Source organism: Stenotrophomonas geniculata (assembly GCF_034508895.1).
Lineage (GTDB): Bacteria > Pseudomonadota > Gammaproteobacteria > Xanthomonadales > Xanthomonadaceae > Stenotrophomonas > Stenotrophomonas geniculata.
Genome location: NZ_CP140571.1, coordinates 3,959,331 through 3,977,808 on the forward strand (window position 1 = coordinate 3,959,331; position 18,478 = coordinate 3,977,808).

Consider the following 18,478-nt stretch of genomic DNA (forward strand, 5'->3'; position numbering starts at 1 on the left):
TTCGATGACTCCTGTTCCTTGCCGAGCCGTCCGCCTTCCGTTGCGCCTGCATCCGCTGGTGCTGGCCCTGGCCGCGATGCCGCTGCCATTGTTCGCGCAGGAGGTGGCGCCTGCGCCCAGCGTGAACATCAATGAATACATCGTGCGCGGCAATACCGTGCTCGATCCCCGCCAGATCGAGCGCGCGGTCGAGCCCTTCCTCGGCCCGGGAAAGACCCTGGCCGATGTCGAGAAGGCACGCGATGCCGTCAGTGCGCTGTACCAGCAGGCGGGCTACCAGTCGGTCTACGTGGAGCTGCCCGAGCAGCAGGTCAGTGGTGGCGTGGTGCTGCTGAAGGTACAGCAGACGCCGATCGGCCAGCTGCGGGTCGTAGGCACGAAGCACGAATCGCCCGAACGCATCCGCGAACGCGTACCAGCGCTGGCGGAAGGCAAGGTGCCGGACTTCGACCAGGCGCAGAAGGAACTGACCGCGCTGAACGAAGGTGGACGCCGCCAGGTGATGCCGCTGGTTCGCGAGGGCCAGGTGCCGGGCACGATGGATGTGGACCTGCAGGTCGAAGAGAAGTCGCCGTGGCGCGCCAGCGCGTCACTCAACAACGACCACAGCGCCGACACCGAGAAGCTGCGCCTGAGTGCATCGCTGGCCTACGACAACCTGTGGAAGCGCGGCCACAGCGCCAACATCGGCGTGTACCTGGCACCGGAAGACACCAAACAGGCCAAGGTGTTCTCGGCCTCGTACACGATGCCGTTTGAAGGTACGCCGTGGAGCCTGGAAGCGTCCGGCTACAAATCCGACAGCCGCGTGCTGAACGCGGGTGGGCAGGTGGGTACCGGCACCGGTACCAACGTGATCGGCAACGGTCACTCGATCGGCCTCAAGCTCAACTATCGCCTTGCCGGCAGCAGCCAGTGGTGGCGCCAGCTCAGCCTCGGCGTGGACTTCAAGGACACCGAGGAAGACACGCAGATGGGCAAGGAGAGCCTGAAGACGCCGCTGAAGTACGCGCCGATCACCCTGGGGTTTGTCGGTGTGCGCCAGGGCGAGCAGGATCAGTTGAGTATCAACACGCAGCTGGTGGCCGGTACCCGCCGCCTGTTCGGTTACGGCAGCGACGCCACCGCCTTCGGCCAGAAGCGCTATTGGGCCGACCCGAGCTTCATGGCCTTCAAGGCCGACGTGGCCAACACCCACACCTTCGGCAACGACTGGCAGTGGTACGCACGTGGCTCGCTGCAGGTGACCGACGCGCCGCTGGTGTCGGCCGAGCAGTTTGCCGCCGGTGGCATGTACACCGTGCGCGGCTATCTGTCGGCCGAGGCGATCGGCGACTACGGCGGCCTGGCCAGCCTGGAATGGCGCACCCCGGCGTGGTCGCTGTGGAGCAGCACTGATCTGCGCGTCTACAGCTTTGCAGACGCCGCCTACCTGCGCCTGCGCCAGCCACTGCCCGAACAGCGTGACAAGTACAACCTGGCCTCGGTCGGCCTGGGCGCGCAGCTGCGCCTCGGCGAACACCTGCAACTGCGCCTGGACTACGCCTGGCCCTACGCCGATGGCCCGGTCACGCGCAAGGACGACCCGCGCCTGCATTTCAACATCAGCACCAGTTACTGACCCTTCCCTTGAACATGCGTTCTCCGGAGACCCTTCGCATGGACCGTTTGCTTTCCCGAGTGTTGTTGCTGCTGGCCGCGCTGGTTGCGCTGCCGGTCGCTGCGGCCGATGCCAATTGGTGGCAGGCCGAATGGAAGTACCGCAAGCCGATCACCGTCGACGCCGGCCCGCAGGGCGCGGGCCTGGCCGGTGACCCGGGTCGCACGCCGCTGCTGCTGCGCCTGCATACCGGCAACTTCGGTTTCGACGGCACCCAGGACGCGGGCAACGACCTGCGCTTCGTCTCGGGTGATGGCCGCACCGTGCTGGCCCACCAGATCGAACAGTTCGATCCCAAGCTGGGCCTGGCCCTGGTCTGGGTGGACGTACCGGCGGTCAGCGCCGCAGCACCGCAGACGATCTGGATGTACTACGGCAACGAGAAGGCCCCGGCCAGCGGCAATGGCCAGCAGGTGTTCGACCCGGACTACACGCTGGTCTACCACTTTGCCGAGGCCAATGCGCCGGCACGCGACACCACCGCCTATGGAAACAACGCCGGGGCCGTGGCGCCGCCGTCGGAAGGCTCGGTAATCGGCCGCGGCGTTCAGTTGGGCGCAGCCCCGCTGCCGCTGCCGGCCAGCGCATCGCTTGCGCAGGAGGCGGGCGCGCCGCTCACCGTCTCGGCCTGGATCAAGCCGGGCAGCAACAACGCCGCACAGGCGATCTACGCCCGTCGTGACGGTGCTTCCGAACTGGTGCTGGGCATCGAGAACCGGGTGCCGTTCGTGCAGCTCAATGGCCAGCGCAGCACGCCGGCACAGCCGATTCCGGAAGGGCAGTGGGCGCATGTGGCGCTGACTGCGGAGAAGGGCGCTCTGCAGCTGTACCTCAATGGCCGCGTGGTCGCACAGCTGAGCGGCGAATTGCCGGCGCTGGGCACCGCCCCGGTGGTGGGCGCCGATGCTCCTGGCGCGGTGCAGCCGCTGGCCAATTTCGAGGGCGCACTGGATGAGCTGCGTATCTCGCGCGTGGCACGACCGGCGGCACTGCTGCTGGCCGATGCCACCGCACAGGGCGCCGATTCGCGCCTGATCAGCTACGGTGCCGACGAGCAGTCCGCCGGTCAGAGCCACTTCGCCTTCATCCTCAAGGCAATGCCGTTCGACGCCTGGGTGGTGGTGGCGATCCTCGGCCTGATGATGCTGCTGTCGTGGGCGATCATGATCGCCAAGGGGCGCCACTTCGGCCGCACCAGCAAGGCCAACGCGGTGTTCACCGAGAGCTTCGGCAAGTTGTCCGGCGTGCCGCTGCGCACGCTGTCCGACATGGACCGCCAGGGCAAGGCGCCGGCCGCGATGCACGACGGTTCGCTGTGGCGGATCTACCAGGTGGCCATCGATGAAATGCAGCAGCGCCACCAGCGCGATGGCAACAGCGGTTACCTCAGTGGCGCCACCATCGCCGCGATCCGCGCCTCGATGGATGCGGTGATGGTGCGCGAGCAGGAAGCGATGGCACGGCGCATGAACTGGCTGTCGACCACCATCGAAGGCGCGCCGTACGTGGGCCTGTTCGGTACCGTGATCGGCATCATGCTGGTGTTCGTGGTGGCGGCGATGGCCGGCGCGGTGGACATCAATTCGGTGGCACCGGGCATGGCCGCGGCGCTGCTGTGTACCGCAGCCGGCCTCGGCGTCGCGATTCCGGCGCTGTTCGGCTACAACTACCTGGGTGCACGTGCCGAGGCGATCGGCGCCGACATGGCGGTGTTCATCGACGAGTTCGCCGCGCGCCTGGCCGAAGAGCAGGACGGGCGCGGCCCGGCCGCGGTCCAGGGCTGAGGGGCGCGCCATGGGCCAGAAGGCGAAGTTCGGCATCAAGAAGCGCGAGAAGGGCATCAACGTAACGCCCTTCGTCGACGTGCTGCTGGTGGTGCTGGTGATCTTCATCCTGACCAGCAACGCCTCCATCCCCGGCATCGAGGTCAACCTGCCGAAGGCCAGCAACAGCGTGGCGCTGGAAAAGCCGAAGACCAAGGCGATCACCATCGACCCCAGTGGTCAGGTGTTCCTGGATGCCTATCCGGTGACGATGGCCGAGCTGGAAGATCGCCTGCGCACCGAGCGCGCGACCACCCCGGATTTCCCGGTGATCGTGCGCGGTGACGCGCAGGTGCAGTACGCCCGTGTGGTCGAGGTGCTGGACCTGCTGCGGCGGCTGGAGCTGGCCCAGGTTGGCCTGGTCACCGGCAAGGCGCAGGGCTGAGGCATGACGGCCCATCAACCCCCTCGGCCGGAGCCCGGCATGCGCGGTCGCCAGCTGCTGGTGACCGTTGCACTGGTACTGGCCGCCTTGCTGGTGCTCGGCATCGCCGTGTGGTGGATGCTGTTCAAGGACACCGCCAGCACCCGCAGGCCGGTGGTGCAGCCGCCGATGCTGGCATTGCCGCCACCCCCTCCGCCGCCGCCACCGCCGCCGGAAAAGCCACCGGAGCCGGAGACGCCACCGGAAGAAACGATGCCCGAACCGGAGCCGCTGGATCAGCCGACGCCCGCTGAAGAGCCCACACCGACGCCGGACAATGCAGACCCGGTGACGATGAATGCCGATGCGCAGGCCGGTGGTGACAACTTCGGCATCCAGTCCGGCAGTGGCGGCGGTTCGTCCGGCGTCGGCCGTGGCGGCGCCGGCAATGCCACCTATGGGCGCTATCTCGGCTACCTGATGCAGCAGGCGATCTCGCGCGACGACAAGGTCAAGCGCCTGGCGTTCCAGCTGCAGGTGAATGTGTGGCTGTCCAACGATGGCCGTCTGGAAAAGGTCGAGCTGGTGCGTGGCAGTGGCAACGAGGAGGCCGACGCGGCCGTGCTCGATGCACTGCGACGCATCGGCAAGGTCGACCAGGCACCGCCGCCGTCGCTCGATTTCCCCGCCCGCGTGCTGATCCAGGGCCGCCGTCCCGGCGCCTGATTCCCGACCTCCGTGATTTCCCTTCTTTCGATGAGAACCGTGATGAACGACCACGTCCGCGCACGAACCGACTCCCGCCGCCCGCGGCCGGCCCGACGGGCGCTGCTGTGCTGCGCCGTGCTGCTCAGCCTGGCCGCCCCGGCCGGTGCGATGGCCGCAGAAACCACCATGGTCAAGCTGATCAAGGGCCTGATCGCCAGCGGCGCGCTGAAGCCAGAAGACGGCCAGGCACTGCTGGTGCAGGCCGAGGCTGAAGCAGCAGCCGCATCGCGCACTACGACCACCGCACCTTCGGCCGCCAGCGGTGGCGTGGCCCTGGAGGCCGGCGACGTGCGCGTGCCCTACGTGCCGCAGAGCGTGCGCGACGGCATTCGTGACGAAGTACGCCAGGACGTGATGGCGCAGGCCAGGTCCGAGGGCTGGGCGGCACCGAACGAAGTGGCTGAGTGGACCAAGCGCATCAAGGTCACCGGTGACATGCGCGTGCGCAGCGAGTCGCGCTTCTTCTCCGAACGCAACAGCGACATCGTGAGCAACTGGTCGTCGATCAGCTCCGGCAACGGCTTCGACACCAACACCAACACCAACCTGCAGCTGCCGCCGCTGCTGAACACCCGCCAGGACCGCCGCAACCTGTGGCGCATCCGCGCCCGCCTGGGCATCGAGGCCACCATCGGCCAGCACACCACGGCCGGTGTGCGCCTGGCCAGCGGCAGCAGCAATGGCCCGGTGTCGACCACCGAGCAGCTGGGTGGTGGCCTGAGCAAGAAGGACGTCTGGCTGGACCAGGCCTGGCTGGCCTACAGACCGGCCGACTGGGTGACGGTGCGCGGCGGCCGCTTCGGCAATCCGTTCTGGACCAGCGATACGCTGTTCTCCAACGACCTGAACTTCGACGGCCTGGCCGCCAACCTGCAGTATGACTTTGACGGTGGTGACCTCGGCCTGTTCGCCAACCTGGCCGTGGTACCGCTGGAGTACACCTCCGACAGCGCGCCCAGCCAGAGCCGGGTCAAGACCCCGAACGAGAACAAGTGGCTGTCCGGTGCACAGGTCGGCATGAACTGGCGCTTCAACGACGACAATGCGCTGCGTGCCGCACTGGGCTACTACGATTTCAAGAACATCAGCGGCCGCCTGTCCTCGCCGTGCGCGCTATATGCGGGCGCGGTGGGCTGCGATACCGACTGGTCGCGCCCAGCGTTCATGCAGAAGGGCAATACCCTGATGCTGATCCGCGACATCGCGCGCAATCCGCTGGACCCGGCCACCACGCCGACCCCGCAGTATGTCGGCCTGGCCTCGGCATTCCGCCTGGCCACGCTCAACCTGCGCTGGGATACGCAGCTGGCCCAGGGCATCGGCCTGCGCCTGGATGGCGACTACATCCGCAACCTGGCCTACGACAAGCAGGCCATGTTCAGCCGCGCCAACAACGGCATCGTCAACAACTACGGTGCCGGTGGCGCCGCCAGCATCGATACCTTCCGCAGTGGCGACACCGCCTGGATGGTGCAGGCCACCTTCGGCGCCACTGACCTGAGGGAGAAGGGCCAGTGGCAGGCGCTGCTGGGCTACAAGCATATCGAGGCCGATGCGCTGCCGGACGCCTACAACGACCCGAACTTCCACCTCGGCGGCACCAACGCCCGTGGCTACTACGTGGGCGGTGCCTATGCGCTGGATGCACGCAGCTGGATCAGCGGCAAGTGGATGGCGGCCAAGGAAGTGTCCGGTGCGCCGCTGTCGATCGACGTGTTCCAGCTGGAGTTCAATACCGGCTTCTGAGTGGCTGGCGTGATGCGGATCACGTCGTGCGTGGCGGGGGCGCAGCGATGCGCCCGTCTAAGGAAAGGAGACCACGCGTTGCACATAAGGAGGAGTGGATGAGCCGTCGCAAGCTGTTCGAGAGTCCCGAACCGTCCAGCCAGTCGCTGGGCATCGGGCCGGCCTACGTCTCGGTGGAGGGGTTGCGCCAGCACCTGGCGGAGTTCCTGCTGTATGCGGGACGACCGGTGGTGATCATGCGTGGGCGCAGCGAAGTGGGCTATTTCCTGCCGGCGCGCTGCTGGCGCCAGCGTGACGATGATCCGCTGGCGGCGGCCGCCGCCGACCAGCTGCTGGATGCGGCCGGTTTCCAGGCCGAAGACATCCAGCAGGTGGAGCAGGAATTCAATGCCATGCGCCAGCGCACCGTGCTGCATTCACGGCGCTGAGTGGCCGCCGGGCATGGCCCGGCGCTACCCGATGGCCCCGCGCCGCTCCGGTAGCGCCGGGCCATGCCCGGCGAGCGTCGTCTGTAGATCCACGCCATGCGTGGATGGGATTACGCTACAGCCCCACGCTCACTGGTGATGCGTGCACCTTCGCGCATCACCAGGGTCACCGGGGTCTTTTCCACCACCTCCAGCAACCGCTGCCACTGCGCATCGCTCAGCTCGGCGCTGGCATGCAGCACGCGGTGCACGTGGAAGCGTCCATCCGCGTCACGTTCCGAGCGCAGCTCGGCATGGAACTCGCCCAGTTCCCAGCCCTTGCGCTGCGCATACATGCGCAGGGTGATGGCGGTGCAGGCCGCCAGCGAGGCCAGGTACAGGTCGAACGGTGCGAAGCCCTTGCCCTGGCCGCCCAGCGAGGCAGGCTCGTCCGCATCCACATCGAATGTGCCGTTGCTGATGTGGTGCAGGTAGTTGTCGGCGGTCGAAACAATGCGTGCGTAGGCCATCACGTTCTCCATCTGTCTATAGCGTCGAGCCATGCTCGACCGTTCCCAAGGGCGGCGCCAGCCAGGGTCGGCGCCGCCACGCAGTTACTCGGTACGATCGTACGAGAACTGGATGCCCGCCGTACCCCCGGTTTCAATGAAGAGGTTCATGAAGGCCGGCACCGTTTCCGAGCGGGCCCAGTCGCGCTGCAGCTCGCAGAACAGCTGCGGCACGCTGATCAGCTGGCCACCGGCCTGTTCGATGCGGCGCAACGCGGCATCATGCGCCGCCAGCGAGGTACCGCCGACGGCATCGACCACCACGTACACCTCATAGCCCTCCTTCAACGCATCCAGAGCCGGGAAAGTCAGGCAGGCCTCGGTCCACAGCGCAGTCATGATCAGCTTGCGGCGGCCGGTGGCTTCCACCGCCTTGCGGAACTCGACGTCCTCCCAGGAATTGATGGTGGTGCGATCGTAGGTAGGGTAGTCGCCCAGCACCTTGCGCAGCTGCGGAATCGGCGGCTTGTTCAGGCCGGTCTTGACGTTGACCGTCGAATGCACGATTGGCAGGCCGTAGGCCACTGCGGCCTTGGCGGTGCCGACGATGTTGTTGACCAGCAGCTGGCGGTCCATCGAGGCGATGGAGTTCACCTGCACCGGCTGGTAGTCGATGATGATGAAAGCGGAATTCTGCGGGGTCAGCAGGTGGTCGCTGGCCGGGTCGCGGATCGGTTCACTGGACATGATGGGTCTCCGGTTGGGAGGGGTGCCGGCGGCGGGCAGGCACCCCGGGGGGCAGCTCAGCTGCGCTGCGAATCCAGCTGTTCATGGTTCTTCTGCACGTCCTGGGCCTTCAGGTAGCTTTCGATCAGCAGCTGGTAGTTCGGGAAGATCTTCGTGTAGACCTCGGCCCACTGCTGGGCATCGTCGCGGTTCCAGGTGCGCTGGATCTCCGAGGCCACCGCGGCGGTGTCCATCGGTACCACGCCGGCCTGCACCACGCGGGCCAGGGTGATCTCCTCGGCCATCTTCGAGTAGGTGCCGGACGCGTCGATGACCGCGAACACCTGGTAACCATCGGCGACGGCGGCGATCGACGGGAAGGCCATGCACACGCTGGTGATGGTGCCGGCAATGATCAGCTGCCTGCGGCCGGTGGCCTTCACCGCAGCAACGAATTCCGGGTTGTCCCAGGCGTTGATCTCACCCTTGCGCGCCACGTACTGCGCATGCGGGGCCGCGTCGTGGATCTCCGGGATCAGCGGGCCGTTCGGGCCCTGCGGAACCGAGGCGGTGGTGATCACCGGCATCTTTGCCAGCGTGGCCATCTTCGCCAGCGCGGTGGCGTGGGCACGCACGCTGGTGAACGGCATGTCACCGATGGTCTGGAACAGGCCACTCTGGTGGTCGATCAGCAGCATCGCGGCATTGTCCGGATCGATCACCGGGCGGGCACCGTTGAAGTTGGCGGGGGTACTCATGGTCAGTCTCCTGGAAAAGGTGGGCGATGGCCCGGAGGGTGCGGCGGGCCAGTGCCCGCCGCTTTGAAACGATCAGTGCGCGATCTGCCCGAAGCGGCCGCTGTTGAAGTCGTTGACCGCCTGCGCGATCTCGGCCTGGCTGTTCATCACGAACGGGCCGTAGCCCACCACCGGCTCGTCGATCGGCTCACCGCTGAGCAGCAGCACGGTGGCGTCGCTGTCCGCATCGACGAACACGTCTTCGCCGCTGCGGTCGAAGGTGACCAGCTGTGCCTCGCCGACTGGCTGGCCGCTGTTGATCCGCACCGTGCCCTTCAGCACCACCAACGCCAGCGTGCGGCCATCGGCCACCGGCAGCTCGGCGTGATGGCCCTGCCGCAGGCGGATGTCCCAGACATCCATCGGCGTGTGGGTACGCGCCGGACCGGCGTGGTTGTCGAATCGACCGGCGATGACACGCACGCGGCCGGCGCCATCGGGCAGTTCAACCGAGGGGATCTGTGCGTCAAGCAGGGTCTGGTAGCCCGGCGCACCCATCTTGTCCTGCGCGGGCAGGTTCACCCACAGCTGGACCATGTCCAGCGTGCCGCCGCGCCTGCTGAACTCCGGGGTATGGAACTCCTCGTGGAGGATGCCGGAGGCAGCGGTCATCCACTGCACGTCACCCGGGCCGATGGTGCCGCCGGCCCCGGTCGAATCACGGTGGGCGACCTCGCCCTCATAGACGATGGTGACGGTCTCGAAACCGCGATGCGGATGCTGGCCGACCCCGCGCGGGGTATCGCTGGGTGCGAAGCTGTAGGGGCCGGCATAGTCCAGCAGCAGGAACGGGCTCAGGTGCTGGCCGTGGGTGTTGTAGGAAAACATCGAGCGGGCGGGGAATCCGTCGCCCACCCAGTGCGGGCGGGGGGCGCTGTAGGTACCGGTGACACGCTTCATGGCGATCTCCTGGCCGGGGCTGCCGGCCGCTGTTCTTCATTGCGGAGACGATATCGCCGCGACAATTGAGCCGGTAGACGCCAATATTTGCCGTCATAGTCCTATCTGGTGAACAATGGTCGCAGGCCATGAGCCGCAGGAGATCGTCCCGTGTTCATCGCAGATATCCGCCGTTGTGACCTCAACGATCTGTTCTACTTCGCCATGGTGGTCGAGCACGGCGGCTTCTCGCAGGCCGGCCGGGCGCTGGCCATGCCGAAGTCGAAACTGAGCCGGCGCATCGCGCTGCTGGAAGAACGGTTGGGCGTGCGCCTGATCCAGCGTTCGACGCGACGCTTCTCGGTCACTGACGTCGGCCAGGACTATTACCGCCACTGCAAGGCGATGCTGGTCGAGGCCGAAGCGGCCGAAGAAGCCATTGCGATGTCACGCGCCGAGCCGCGCGGCACGATCCGCCTGGCGTGCCCGATCGCGATCCTGCATGCGCGCATCGGCACGATGCTCGCCGACTTCCTGGCCCTGCACCCGCAGGTGACGGTACAGCTGGATGCCACCAACCGGCGCGTCGACGTAGTGGGCGAGGGCATGGACCTGGCGATCCGGGTGCGGCCGCCACCGTTGGAGGACAGTGACCTGGTGGTACGCGTGCTGGCGCGCCGGGTGTGGTGCACCAGTGCCAGTCCGGCGCTGCTGCAGCGGCTGGGCACGCCGCAGGTGCCGGCCGACCTGGCGATGATGCCGACTGTTGATCTGGCCTCGCCCAGTCAGCAGCATGTGTGGGAATACAGTGGGCCCGGCGAGGTCCAGGCTAGCGTGCATCACCGCCCGCGGCTGGTCAGCGATGACATGATCGCGTTGCGCGCAGCCGCGGTGGCCGGGGTCGGGCTGTTGATGCTGCCGCGGATGATGATCACCGATGAGTTGGCCAGTGGCGCGCTGGTGCCGGTGCTGCAGGAGTGGGTGCCGAGGCACGGCATCGTGCATGCGGTGTTCTCGTCGCGGCGGGGGCTGCTGCCAGCGGTGCGTGCGTTGATCGACTACCTCGCCGAGCGTTTCGATGCGTTGGACGAGCCCTAGGTCTTCCATCCACGCATGGCGTGGATCTACTGAACCTGCCATGCGTGGATGATGGTTTGGGGTGCGGCTTGCCGCCTGCGGCTGCGCAGCCCACAATCCACGTCCGGACCGTCGCCATCACGCCCATCATTCCCCGGTCCGGCCTTGGCACCTATGTCTCCCAATGCCCTGGCGCTGGTCGAGTTGCTGATCCGCGAGCGCCGTGCGTTGTCTCGCTTCATCGCGCGCTATCTCGACCCGGCCAGTACCGAGGACACGCTGCAGAACCTGTACCTGAAGGCCAGCAGCGTACCCGGCGATCCCCCCATCCTCGAGCCGCGCGGCTATCTGTACCGGATGGCTTACCATCACGCGCTCAACCGCAGCCAGGCGGATGCCCGCGAGCGGCGCGCGATGGCCGAGTACGCCGTCGACATGGCCGATGCAGGCCATGATGGCGAGGTCCAGGTGCTGGACCAGGCGCAGCTGCGCGAGATCACCCGGACCATCCTTGCCTTGCCGGCGCAGGTACGCGAGTGCTTCGTGCTCAACCGTTACCTGGGCCTGAGCGAGCGCGAGATCGCCGCGCGCCTCGGCATTTCCAAGAGCGTGGTCGGCAAATACGTAATGCGCGCGGCACTGTTGATCCAGCAGCACCAGCAGGCAACACGCCGATGAGCCGTGATTGCCGTGGGCAGATCGCGCCCGCCGTTGTCACAACAGGAAGGCGCACCCGTTCGCGGTGCGGCAGGCCACAACCATGACCACGTCCGAACCCTCGCCGCGTCAGGCCAGGCAGGCGTTGCGCTGGGTGATCCGGTGCAGTGCAGGCCCGCTGCCGGAACGCCAGCAACGAACCCTGCAGCGCTGGCTGCAGGCCGATCCCCGCCATGCGCTGGCATGGCGCCAGCAGCAGGCCTTCTGGCGGGGGCTGGATGCCGCCGGGCCGGAGGTGCTGGCCGCGCTGCCCGAACTGACCGAAGACCGCCAGGGGCTGCGCCCGATCGCGCCACGCCGCCGACTGCCGTGGCTGCTGGCCAGTGCTGCCGCCGTGGTCCTGATGGTTGCCGCTGCGCCGCACGCGCTGCTGCTGGCACGCAGTGACCTGCACAGCGGCGATGCACCGCGCATGGTGCAGTTGGAGGACGGCAGCACCGCGGTACTCGACGCCGGCACCGCACTGGCGATTGAATTCGATGGCCAGCAGCGCCACCTTCGTCTGCTGCGCGGCCAGGCCTGGTTCCAGGTAGCGCACGAGGCGCGCCCGTTCCAGGTGGAGGCGGCGGGCGGCCAGATCCGTGACATCGGCACGGCCTTCAGCGTGTCGATGCAGGACACCACGGTCCTGACCCAGGTCAGCGAGGGCGGGGTCGATGTGCGCCCGGGTGATGGCAGTGTGCAGCGCCTGCATGCCGGGCAGGCACGTGTGTTCCGTGACGGTCGCTGGCTGCAGCCAGTGCAGCTGGAAGATACCGCGACCATGGCGCCGTGGCGGCGTGGCGAGGTAGTGATCGACGATCAGCCGGCCGCGCAGGCCATCGCCGATCTGGCGCGCTACCGTCGTGCTCCGGTCTGGGTACTGGGCGGGCAGGGCGCGAGCGTGCGGGTCAGTGGCCTGTTCCACCTGCAGCAATCGGAGACCGCCATCAATGCGGTGGCCGCGCAGGCAGGACTGCGTGTGCAGCGCTTGCCCGGCGGAGCGCTGGTGGTGTGGTGAGGTGCCTGCGGCACAGCGCACAGCGCCCCACATGGAAAAAAAACATGAAAAAGCCGTGGGCACTCGCTGTGCCCTGCTGTCTATAGAGGTATAGCCAGAGCGAAACACCGTTTCTCCTCAAGCCAGACATGCCACCGGCACTGGATGTGCCCGTGGTTCCGCCACGCTTGAGGAGTTCCTGTCCATGCCGTCCACGGCATCCGCCTGTCATCGTCGCGCCACCGTCCTGGCTCTTGCCATCTCCACCGCATTGCTGCCGCTGGCCTGGGTGCCGGCCGTGCAGGCGCAACCGGTGGTCGTCGCACCGTTGCGCCAGTACACCATTCCGGAACAGCCCCTGGCCGACGCCGTGCGTGCCTTTGGCCGCCAGGCCGATGTGCAGGTGGTGTTCCGCAGTGACCTGGTGGAGGGCCGCCGCTCCAGTGCAGTGAGTGGTGAGTACAGCCAGATGCAGGCACTGCAGCAGCTGTTGCGCGGCAGCGGCGTGCGTGCACAGCGCGGCATGGACGGTACCTGGAGCCTGCGGGCCGCAGCGGAGGCGGGTGAGGGGGAAGGGGTGCGGGTGACCAAAACACTGGACGTGGCCGGTCGCCTGCAGTCGGAAGGGGGCGAGGCGCGTGATCGGCGCGGCTACGATGATGTGTTCGCGCTGGACCTGACCACGGCGTATTCGGGGCGCGACCGGGTGGAGCGCTATCGCGGCTCCAACCCGGCCGACGTGGTCAAGGATCTGGTCGGTGTGTTCAGTGGCGATGCGCGCAACAGCGGTGCGCTGGACATCAACATCCGCGGCATCCAGGGGCCGGGGCGGGTGCCGGTCAGCATCGACGGTGGCGAACAGGCGCTCACGGTCTGGCGCGGCTACAACGGCGTCAGCAACCGCAACTACATCGATCCCAACCTGATGGGTGGCATCCAGGTCATCAAGGGGCCAGGGCTGGTGCGCGATGTGCACAGCGGGATCGGTGGCGCGCTGGTGATCAAGACCATCGACGTCGATGACATCGTGGAAACGGGTGAGCGCTTCGGCGGGGAGCTGAAGATCGAAGGCAGCAGCAATGCGGTGGCGCCACGCCTGCCGCGGCTGCACACCGGCGAGGATTACCGCACCGTGCCGGGGTTCCCGCAGGGCTCGCCGAACTCGCCCTACGACGACCGCACCCTGGTGGTGCCGGTGAAGTCGCGCAGTGGCAACAACCCCTTCGATGGCGAGGACCAGGCCTGGCGCCTGGCGCTGGGCGTGCGTGGCGACAACGTCGACCTGATGGCCGCCTACGCCTGGCGCAAGCGCGGCAACTACTTCTCCGGGACCCAGGGCAGCGCCTACTACGACCAGGACCGGCGCGAGCAGTTCGAGTACCAGGGCATCGACTACATCACCACGCTGGCGCGCTACTTCAAGCCCGGCGATGAAGTGCCCAATACTTCCAGCGAACAGGAGTCCTGGCTGGTCAAGGGCAGCTGGCAGATCAACGATGACCAGCAGTTGAAGGCGACCTGGCGGCGAACGCTGTCGCACTACGGCGAGATCATGCCGTCGCGCATCCTGTCGGCACCGGACTATGGGCGCATCCAGTGGCCGCTCAGCCGGGTTGCGTCCGATGCCTGGAACCTGGAGTACCGCTTCCAGCCGGCCGCCAGCCGCTGGCTGGACCTCTACGCCAACCTGTGGCGCACAGAGACGGACAGCGATACCTACACCGCAGGCGGCTTTCCGAACTTCGCCCCGGGCAATCCGGACTGGAATGCCGGCGCCAGCCCGATTCTGCGCAACACCGCGCTGGCAAATGCGAGCAACGACCGGACCGGCCTGACCCTGAGCAACCGCTTCGCCCTGCATTCGACCCTGGACCTGACCGTGGGCGGCAACTGGCAATACGAGAAGCTCGGTTCGCGTGACCCGTATTTCGGCCCGTCCGACGGCTGGCGCATGTACCCGCGTGCCGGCCGTCGCCAGGAGGGCGAGGGCTACCTCACGCTGGAATGGCGTCCGGTCGACGTCCTGACCCTCAATGCCGGCGTGCGTTACAGCCGTTACTGGGCGTTCGACGACTTCCTGCAGGCCCACCCGGAACTGCAGACGACCTCGATCGTGCCGCGCGAAGCGCAGTACCGGGTGAATGAACTGCCGCCGCGGCCGGACAGCCTGCAGGGCGAGATCGACGCACTCGAGAGCGAGCGGGAATTCTGGGACAGCATCGGCATGGGCTGGATCGTCGATCAGTCGCTGGCCGACCTGCTGCGCAAGTACGAGACACCCAGGGAGGTCCAGCACGGCATTCCCTGGTTGCCCGATGCAAACGGCAACTACAGCCGAGCCACCAATCCCTGCCTCAACGGCCAGGTCGCCGCCATCCCCGGGCTGCTGCCGATGGTCCTCGGCACCGACATCCGCTGCAGGATCGGGGGCGGGGCGATGCAGTCGGTGGCCGGGCGCAACGAACGGCACCGCGATCACGCCTGGTTGCCGACGTTCTCGGCGACGGTGCGTTTCTCGCCGGCCGCTCGTGCCTATCTGCGCTACAGCGAGGCGGTGCGCTTCCCCAGCATGTTCGAAAGCACCATTGCGTTCTCCAGCAGCCTCAATCCGCTGTATCCACTCAAGCCGGAGCATGCCTACAACTACGAGCTGGGGTACGTGCACAACCTTTCCGGGCTGTTCGGCAACACCGCCGATGCCGACGTCAAGCTGGCCTACTACGTGCACAAGACCCGCAATGTCATCGAGCGTGATGCGTACTTCATGTTCGACAACATCGACAAGCAGACCATCCGCGGCATCGAGCTGCAGGCGCGCTTCGACAACCGGCGCTTCTTCACCGATCTGGGCATCAGCCGCATCCTTGAAAACGAAGTCTGCGATGAAAGCTCGGCGGTACGGCTGGATGCGGACCAGGGGCGGGTGCCCAACTGCGTCCAGGATGGCTTCGTCAGCGGCTATCTGCTGACCCAGGCCACGCCGAAGCTGTCGGTGAACTGGTCACTCGGCACCCGCCTGTTCGATGAGCGCCTGGAGCTGGGCAGCCGCATCGTGCACTACCAGCGGCACGACAATCCGGACCTGCAGGCCTACCGCGACCGCCTGATCGCCGGGGGCAGCAGCCTGCTCTGGCAGAACGTGCCCTTCACCTGGGGAAACATCACCACGGTGGATGCCTACGCCCGCTGGCGCTTCAACCAGCACGCCAGCGTCGAGCTGGTCGGCAGCAATCTCGGCAACCGCTATTACGTCGACCCGGCAACACGCTCAACGCTTCCGGCACCGGGCCGCACGATCAAGCTTGGCATCACCGCGCGCTTCTGAGTCCGCATTCGACAGGGAGAATCAACCGTGAAACAGCCCCGCACCCTTGTACTTTCGATCGGCCTGCTGGCTTCCATGCCGGTCATGGCTGCCGACATCGCTGGCGGGCAGAGCCCGGCCCAGGACGGCGTCCATTACATCAACGCAGGCGAATCGACACTCAATGCCGGTCCGCACCGTTCCGGTCGCGCAGGCATTTCGTTGGGGCCCGCCGTTCCTTTTTGTGTTGTACCCGTAGTTCCCTCAACCCAAGGAGCAATACCATGAAAATGATCAACCGTTCCCTGTTGGCCGTCGCCGCTGCACTGGCCCTGGCCGGCACTGCGCAGGCGGCCGACATCGTCGGCGCTGCCAGCCCGGCGACCGATGCGCAGCTGTACGTCAAGGTGGGTGCGTCGGAAGTCAACGGCGGCCCGCACTCGGCCGGCAAGGCCGGTATCGGCGTTGGCACCGTGTCCAATGCCAAGCCGGTCGATTTCCAGGGCCTGGCGGCCTACTCGGCCCCGACCACCGTCAATGGTGTCACCGTACGCACACTGGCCATGCCGATCACCGGTACCCCGGGCAGCCATTCCGGCATGGGCCACTTCAACTTCGTCAAGGTCGGCAGCGGCGATGTGTGGTTCGGCGAGTGGTCCAAGGATGGCGCCGCTGGTGGCTTCAACAACCGCCAGGTCTATTTCGTCGGCGACCGTGCCGGCACCACGCTCCCGGCCGGCGTGGCCACCTACAGCGTGGCAGGCCTGAACAAGTTCAATGGCAGCAACCTGCTGTCGGGTACATTCCGCGCCAACTTCGGCAATGGCACCCTGCTCGGTGGCCTGAGCGGTGGTGGCCTGTCGATCAACGTCAACGCCAACATCAACAGCGCCAACGCCTCGTTCGCCGGCACCGCCACCGCCAACGGCAGCGTTGCCGGCACCACCCAGGGCCAGTTCTTCGGCGCCAACGCGGCCACCCTGGCCGGTATCGCCACCTTCAGCGGCAACAGCCAGTACGACACCGCCTTCGGCGGCAGCAAGAACTGATCGCCACGCCCCTGACGGGGCAGGGCAGGGACAAGCCGCGATCCGCCAGTCCCTGCTTCGGCCCGCTGCATGCACCACCACGGATCGACCATGCGCCATTCCATCTTCCTTGTCGTACTGCTGTTGGCTGCCACCGAGGTGCGCGCTCAGCAGGACGATCTTCGTCGTGTGCTTGAACAGGGCTCCGAACTGCGCCACCAGCAGCAGGACCAGCAGCGCCTGCAGCAGGCCGAGTCGGAGCGGCCGACCATCACCATCGACGGCCAGACGCTGCGCGTGGAGCGCACCGTCGATGATCTTGGCCAGGCCCTTTACCTCTCTCTGCAGCATCAGCAATGGCAGGCCGCCGCTGCGTTCCTCGATGAGTACATCGAACTGCCGGGGCATGACCCCCTGCTGCGCCACTATGCGCAGGGGGCGCTGGCGCGGGTGGCAGGCGACCATCGTCGCGCGGCGATGGAGTACGAAGCGCTGCTGGCGGCGCAGCCGGATTTCCTGCCGGCCCGTCTCGAGCTGGCACGTGTCTATGCGGAAGACCAGCGCGATCGCGATGCGGCCGCGCTGTTCACCGCCATCGCTGCAGGCATCAATGCCGATGATCCGGCCACGGCCGGCGTCCGCGCGCGCGTGGACGGTTACCTGGGTGCCCTGCAGGCGCGCCAGCGCTGGAAAGGCGCGCTGTCCGCCGGCCCGGCATGGAGTGACAACATCAACCGCAGTTCGGCCAGTCGCACCTGCCTGTTCGGCGTGGGCGACGCCTGCATCATCGAACGGAAACTGCCGGACGCCCAGCGCGCGGCGGGCCTCGACTACGACGCCAGCCTGGAACGGCGCTGGGTGCTCGGCGGGCATCATGGGCTGTACGTGCGCGGTCTCGCCTTCGGTCAGGCATGGCGCGGGCACAGTGCGTACAACGAGCTCAATGCCAACGTGCAGGCGGGTTACAGTTGGCGTAGTGCACGGCAGACCGTGATGCTCGCCCCCAGCTATGACTACCAGGCCCTGGGCAACCATGCGCTGCAGGGCGGCAGTGGCGTGCACGCGGAATGGCAGTACGCCCTGGATGCACGCAGCCTGCTCAAGCTGGAGGCTGACTGGAAGCGCCAGCGCTACCGCCAGCAGGGCCTTGCCAGCAACTACGACGGCGAGCTGGCATCGCTGTACGCCACCTGGTTCCGCGCGCTCAATCCACGCTGGACGGTCTTCGCCGGGCTGGATGTCACCGACAGCAGCGCAGCCGACCCGGCCAACGGCTACCGCCAGCGCGGCCTGCGGCTGGGCGCGGCGCGGCAGTGGAGTGGCACCACGGCCACCGTATTCGTGTCGCTGCGCCAGCGCGACTACGACACCTGGAGTCCGTTGCTGGAGGCGCGCAGGCAGGACGACGAACAGAACCTGATCGCCATCGTGCGCAGCGAGCGCCTGGCCGTGGCCGGGCTGGTACCCAGCCTGAGCCTGCGCTACGCGCGCATCGACAGCAACGTCGGCTGGCTGTACAGCCACGACCGCAGCCTGCTCAGCCTGAAGTGGGAACGGGCCTTCTGAACGCGGCGTTGCAATGCCGCGGTGAACGCGCCGTGGCCGCGACCTTCATCCATCATCACGCGCTCTTGTAGCCCGGTTCGCGCATCCTGCGGGCGTTGCGGCAGAGGTGGGCCGCGTGTATCGAGGAG

General features: G+C 67.0%; 16 protein-coding genes. 12 read left to right on the top strand and 4 right to left on the bottom strand.

The annotated features are described in order from the left end of the window. The first annotated feature begins 4 nt into the window (after positions 1 to 4). From RI032_RS18225 to RI032_RS18250, 6 genes are all read left to right on the top strand, one after another. Positions 5 to 1,621: a ShlB/FhaC/HecB family hemolysin secretion/activation protein gene (locus RI032_RS18225; protein ID WP_322547443.1), complete on the top strand. Its 1,617-nt coding sequence runs from the start codon at positions 5 to 7 to the stop codon at positions 1,619 to 1,621. A gap of 38 nt (positions 1,622 to 1,659) precedes the next feature. Next, positions 1,660 to 3,444 carry a DUF2341 domain-containing protein gene (locus RI032_RS18230; protein ID WP_322547444.1) on the top strand — a complete coding sequence of 595 codons (1,785 nt, stop codon included), beginning with the start codon at positions 1,660 to 1,662 and terminating at the stop codon, positions 3,442 to 3,444. A gap of 10 nt (positions 3,445 to 3,454) precedes the next feature. Then, on the top strand, positions 3,455 to 3,868 hold the full coding sequence (locus tag RI032_RS18235; RefSeq protein WP_005409874.1) for an ExbD/TolR family protein: 414 nt from the start codon (positions 3,455 to 3,457) through the stop codon (positions 3,866 to 3,868). Between the two features lie 39 nt (positions 3,869 to 3,907). Then, positions 3,908 to 4,573: a cell envelope integrity protein TolA gene (gene tolA / locus RI032_RS18240; RefSeq protein ID WP_164191084.1), complete on the top strand. Its 666-nt coding sequence runs from the start codon at positions 3,908 to 3,910 to the stop codon at positions 4,571 to 4,573. 42 nt (positions 4,574 to 4,615) lie between these two features. Further along, positions 4,616 to 6,361, top strand: a complete 1,746-nt coding sequence (locus tag RI032_RS18245) for a putative porin (protein ID WP_322547445.1) — start codon at positions 4,616 to 4,618, stop codon at positions 6,359 to 6,361. Positions 6,362 to 6,459: 98 nt separating this feature from the next. Continuing rightward, positions 6,460 to 6,789 carry a hypothetical protein gene (locus RI032_RS18250; RefSeq protein WP_049409507.1) on the top strand — a complete coding sequence of 110 codons (330 nt, stop codon included), beginning with the start codon at positions 6,460 to 6,462 and terminating at the stop codon, positions 6,787 to 6,789. Positions 6,790 to 6,899: 110 nt separating this feature from the next. Here RI032_RS18250 and RI032_RS18255 read toward each other — a convergent pair whose 3' ends face one another. The 4 genes from RI032_RS18255 to RI032_RS18270 form a co-directional block, all read right to left on the bottom strand. Then, positions 6,900 to 7,298: an OsmC family protein gene (locus tag RI032_RS18255; protein WP_134958189.1), complete on the bottom strand. Its 399-nt coding sequence runs from the start codon at positions 7,296 to 7,298 to the stop codon at positions 6,900 to 6,902. An 84-nt stretch (positions 7,299 to 7,382) separates the two neighbouring features. Beyond that, entirely contained in the window at positions 7,383 to 8,024 is a 642-nt protein-coding gene (locus RI032_RS18260; RefSeq protein WP_005409869.1) for a hydrolase, read from the bottom strand. A gap of 56 nt (positions 8,025 to 8,080) precedes the next feature. Further along, positions 8,081 to 8,761, bottom strand: a complete 681-nt coding sequence (locus RI032_RS18265; RefSeq protein WP_049448034.1) for a hydrolase — start codon at positions 8,759 to 8,761, stop codon at positions 8,081 to 8,083. 72 nt (positions 8,762 to 8,833) lie between these two features. After that, positions 8,834 to 9,700 carry a pirin family protein gene (locus RI032_RS18270; RefSeq protein WP_134735438.1) on the bottom strand — a complete coding sequence of 289 codons (867 nt, stop codon included), beginning with the start codon at positions 9,698 to 9,700 and terminating at the stop codon, positions 8,834 to 8,836. A 150-nt stretch (positions 9,701 to 9,850) separates the two neighbouring features. Between RI032_RS18270 and RI032_RS18275 the strand changes: the two genes are divergently transcribed. From RI032_RS18275 to RI032_RS18300, 6 genes are all read left to right on the top strand, one after another. Next, complete coding sequence (locus tag RI032_RS18275; protein WP_134958192.1) at positions 9,851 to 10,777, top strand: LysR family transcriptional regulator; 927 nt, start codon at positions 9,851 to 9,853, stop codon at positions 10,775 to 10,777. A gap of 153 nt (positions 10,778 to 10,930) precedes the next feature. Further along, positions 10,931 to 11,434: an RNA polymerase sigma factor gene (locus RI032_RS18280; protein WP_322547446.1), complete on the top strand. Its 504-nt coding sequence runs from the start codon at positions 10,931 to 10,933 to the stop codon at positions 11,432 to 11,434. 82 nt (positions 11,435 to 11,516) lie between these two features. After that, the gene (locus RI032_RS18285) at positions 11,517 to 12,473 is read left to right on the top strand and encodes a FecR family protein (protein ID WP_322547447.1); all 957 of its coding nucleotides are present in this window, start codon (positions 11,517 to 11,519) and stop codon (positions 12,471 to 12,473) included. 184 nt (positions 12,474 to 12,657) lie between these two features. After that, positions 12,658 to 15,777 carry a TonB-dependent receptor gene (locus RI032_RS18290; RefSeq protein WP_322547448.1) on the top strand — a complete coding sequence of 1,040 codons (3,120 nt, stop codon included), beginning with the start codon at positions 12,658 to 12,660 and terminating at the stop codon, positions 15,775 to 15,777. A 263-nt stretch (positions 15,778 to 16,040) separates the two neighbouring features. Next, on the top strand, positions 16,041 to 16,805 hold the full coding sequence (locus RI032_RS18295) for a Slam-dependent surface lipoprotein (protein ID WP_019659846.1): 765 nt from the start codon (positions 16,041 to 16,043) through the stop codon (positions 16,803 to 16,805). 90 nt (positions 16,806 to 16,895) lie between these two features. Continuing rightward, positions 16,896 to 18,350, top strand: a complete 1,455-nt coding sequence (locus RI032_RS18300; RefSeq protein WP_322547449.1) for a surface lipoprotein assembly modifier — start codon at positions 16,896 to 16,898, stop codon at positions 18,348 to 18,350. The last annotated feature ends 128 nt before the right edge of the window (positions 18,351 to 18,478 follow it).

What these genes read in the sequence shown, in the direction of transcription:
- tolA (WP_164191084.1), top strand. Translation starts at nt 3,908, where the DNA reads ATGCGCGGTCGCCAGCTGCTGGTGACCGTTGCACTGGTACTGGCCGCC.
- RI032_RS18255 (WP_134958189.1), bottom strand. Translation starts at nt 7,298, where the DNA reads ATGGCCTACGCACGCATTGTTTCGACCGCCGACAACTACCTGCACCAC.
- RI032_RS18280 (WP_322547446.1), top strand. Translation starts at nt 10,931, where the DNA reads ATGTCTCCCAATGCCCTGGCGCTGGTCGAGTTGCTGATCCGCGAGCGC.
- RI032_RS18245 (WP_322547445.1), top strand. Translation starts at nt 4,616, where the DNA reads ATGAACGACCACGTCCGCGCACGAACCGACTCCCGCCGCCCGCGGCCG.
- RI032_RS18260 (WP_005409869.1), bottom strand. Translation starts at nt 8,024, where the DNA reads ATGTCCAGTGAACCGATCCGCGACCCGGCCAGCGACCACCTGCTGACC.
- RI032_RS18230 (WP_322547444.1), top strand. Translation starts at nt 1,660, where the DNA reads ATGGACCGTTTGCTTTCCCGAGTGTTGTTGCTGCTGGCCGCGCTGGTT.
- RI032_RS18290 (WP_322547448.1), top strand. Translation starts at nt 12,658, where the DNA reads ATGCCGTCCACGGCATCCGCCTGTCATCGTCGCGCCACCGTCCTGGCT.
- RI032_RS18225 (WP_322547443.1), top strand. Translation starts at nt 5, where the DNA reads ATGACTCCTGTTCCTTGCCGAGCCGTCCGCCTTCCGTTGCGCCTGCAT.
- RI032_RS18285 (WP_322547447.1), top strand. Translation starts at nt 11,517, where the DNA reads ATGACCACGTCCGAACCCTCGCCGCGTCAGGCCAGGCAGGCGTTGCGC.
- RI032_RS18270 (WP_134735438.1), bottom strand. Translation starts at nt 9,700, where the DNA reads ATGAAGCGTGTCACCGGTACCTACAGCGCCCCCCGCCCGCACTGGGTG.
- RI032_RS18295 (WP_019659846.1), top strand. Translation starts at nt 16,041, where the DNA reads ATGAAAATGATCAACCGTTCCCTGTTGGCCGTCGCCGCTGCACTGGCC.
- RI032_RS18300 (WP_322547449.1), top strand. Translation starts at nt 16,896, where the DNA reads ATGCGCCATTCCATCTTCCTTGTCGTACTGCTGTTGGCTGCCACCGAG.
- RI032_RS18250 (WP_049409507.1), top strand. Translation starts at nt 6,460, where the DNA reads ATGAGCCGTCGCAAGCTGTTCGAGAGTCCCGAACCGTCCAGCCAGTCG.
- RI032_RS18235 (WP_005409874.1), top strand. Translation starts at nt 3,455, where the DNA reads ATGGGCCAGAAGGCGAAGTTCGGCATCAAGAAGCGCGAGAAGGGCATC.
- RI032_RS18265 (WP_049448034.1), bottom strand. Translation starts at nt 8,761, where the DNA reads ATGAGTACCCCCGCCAACTTCAACGGTGCCCGCCCGGTGATCGATCCG.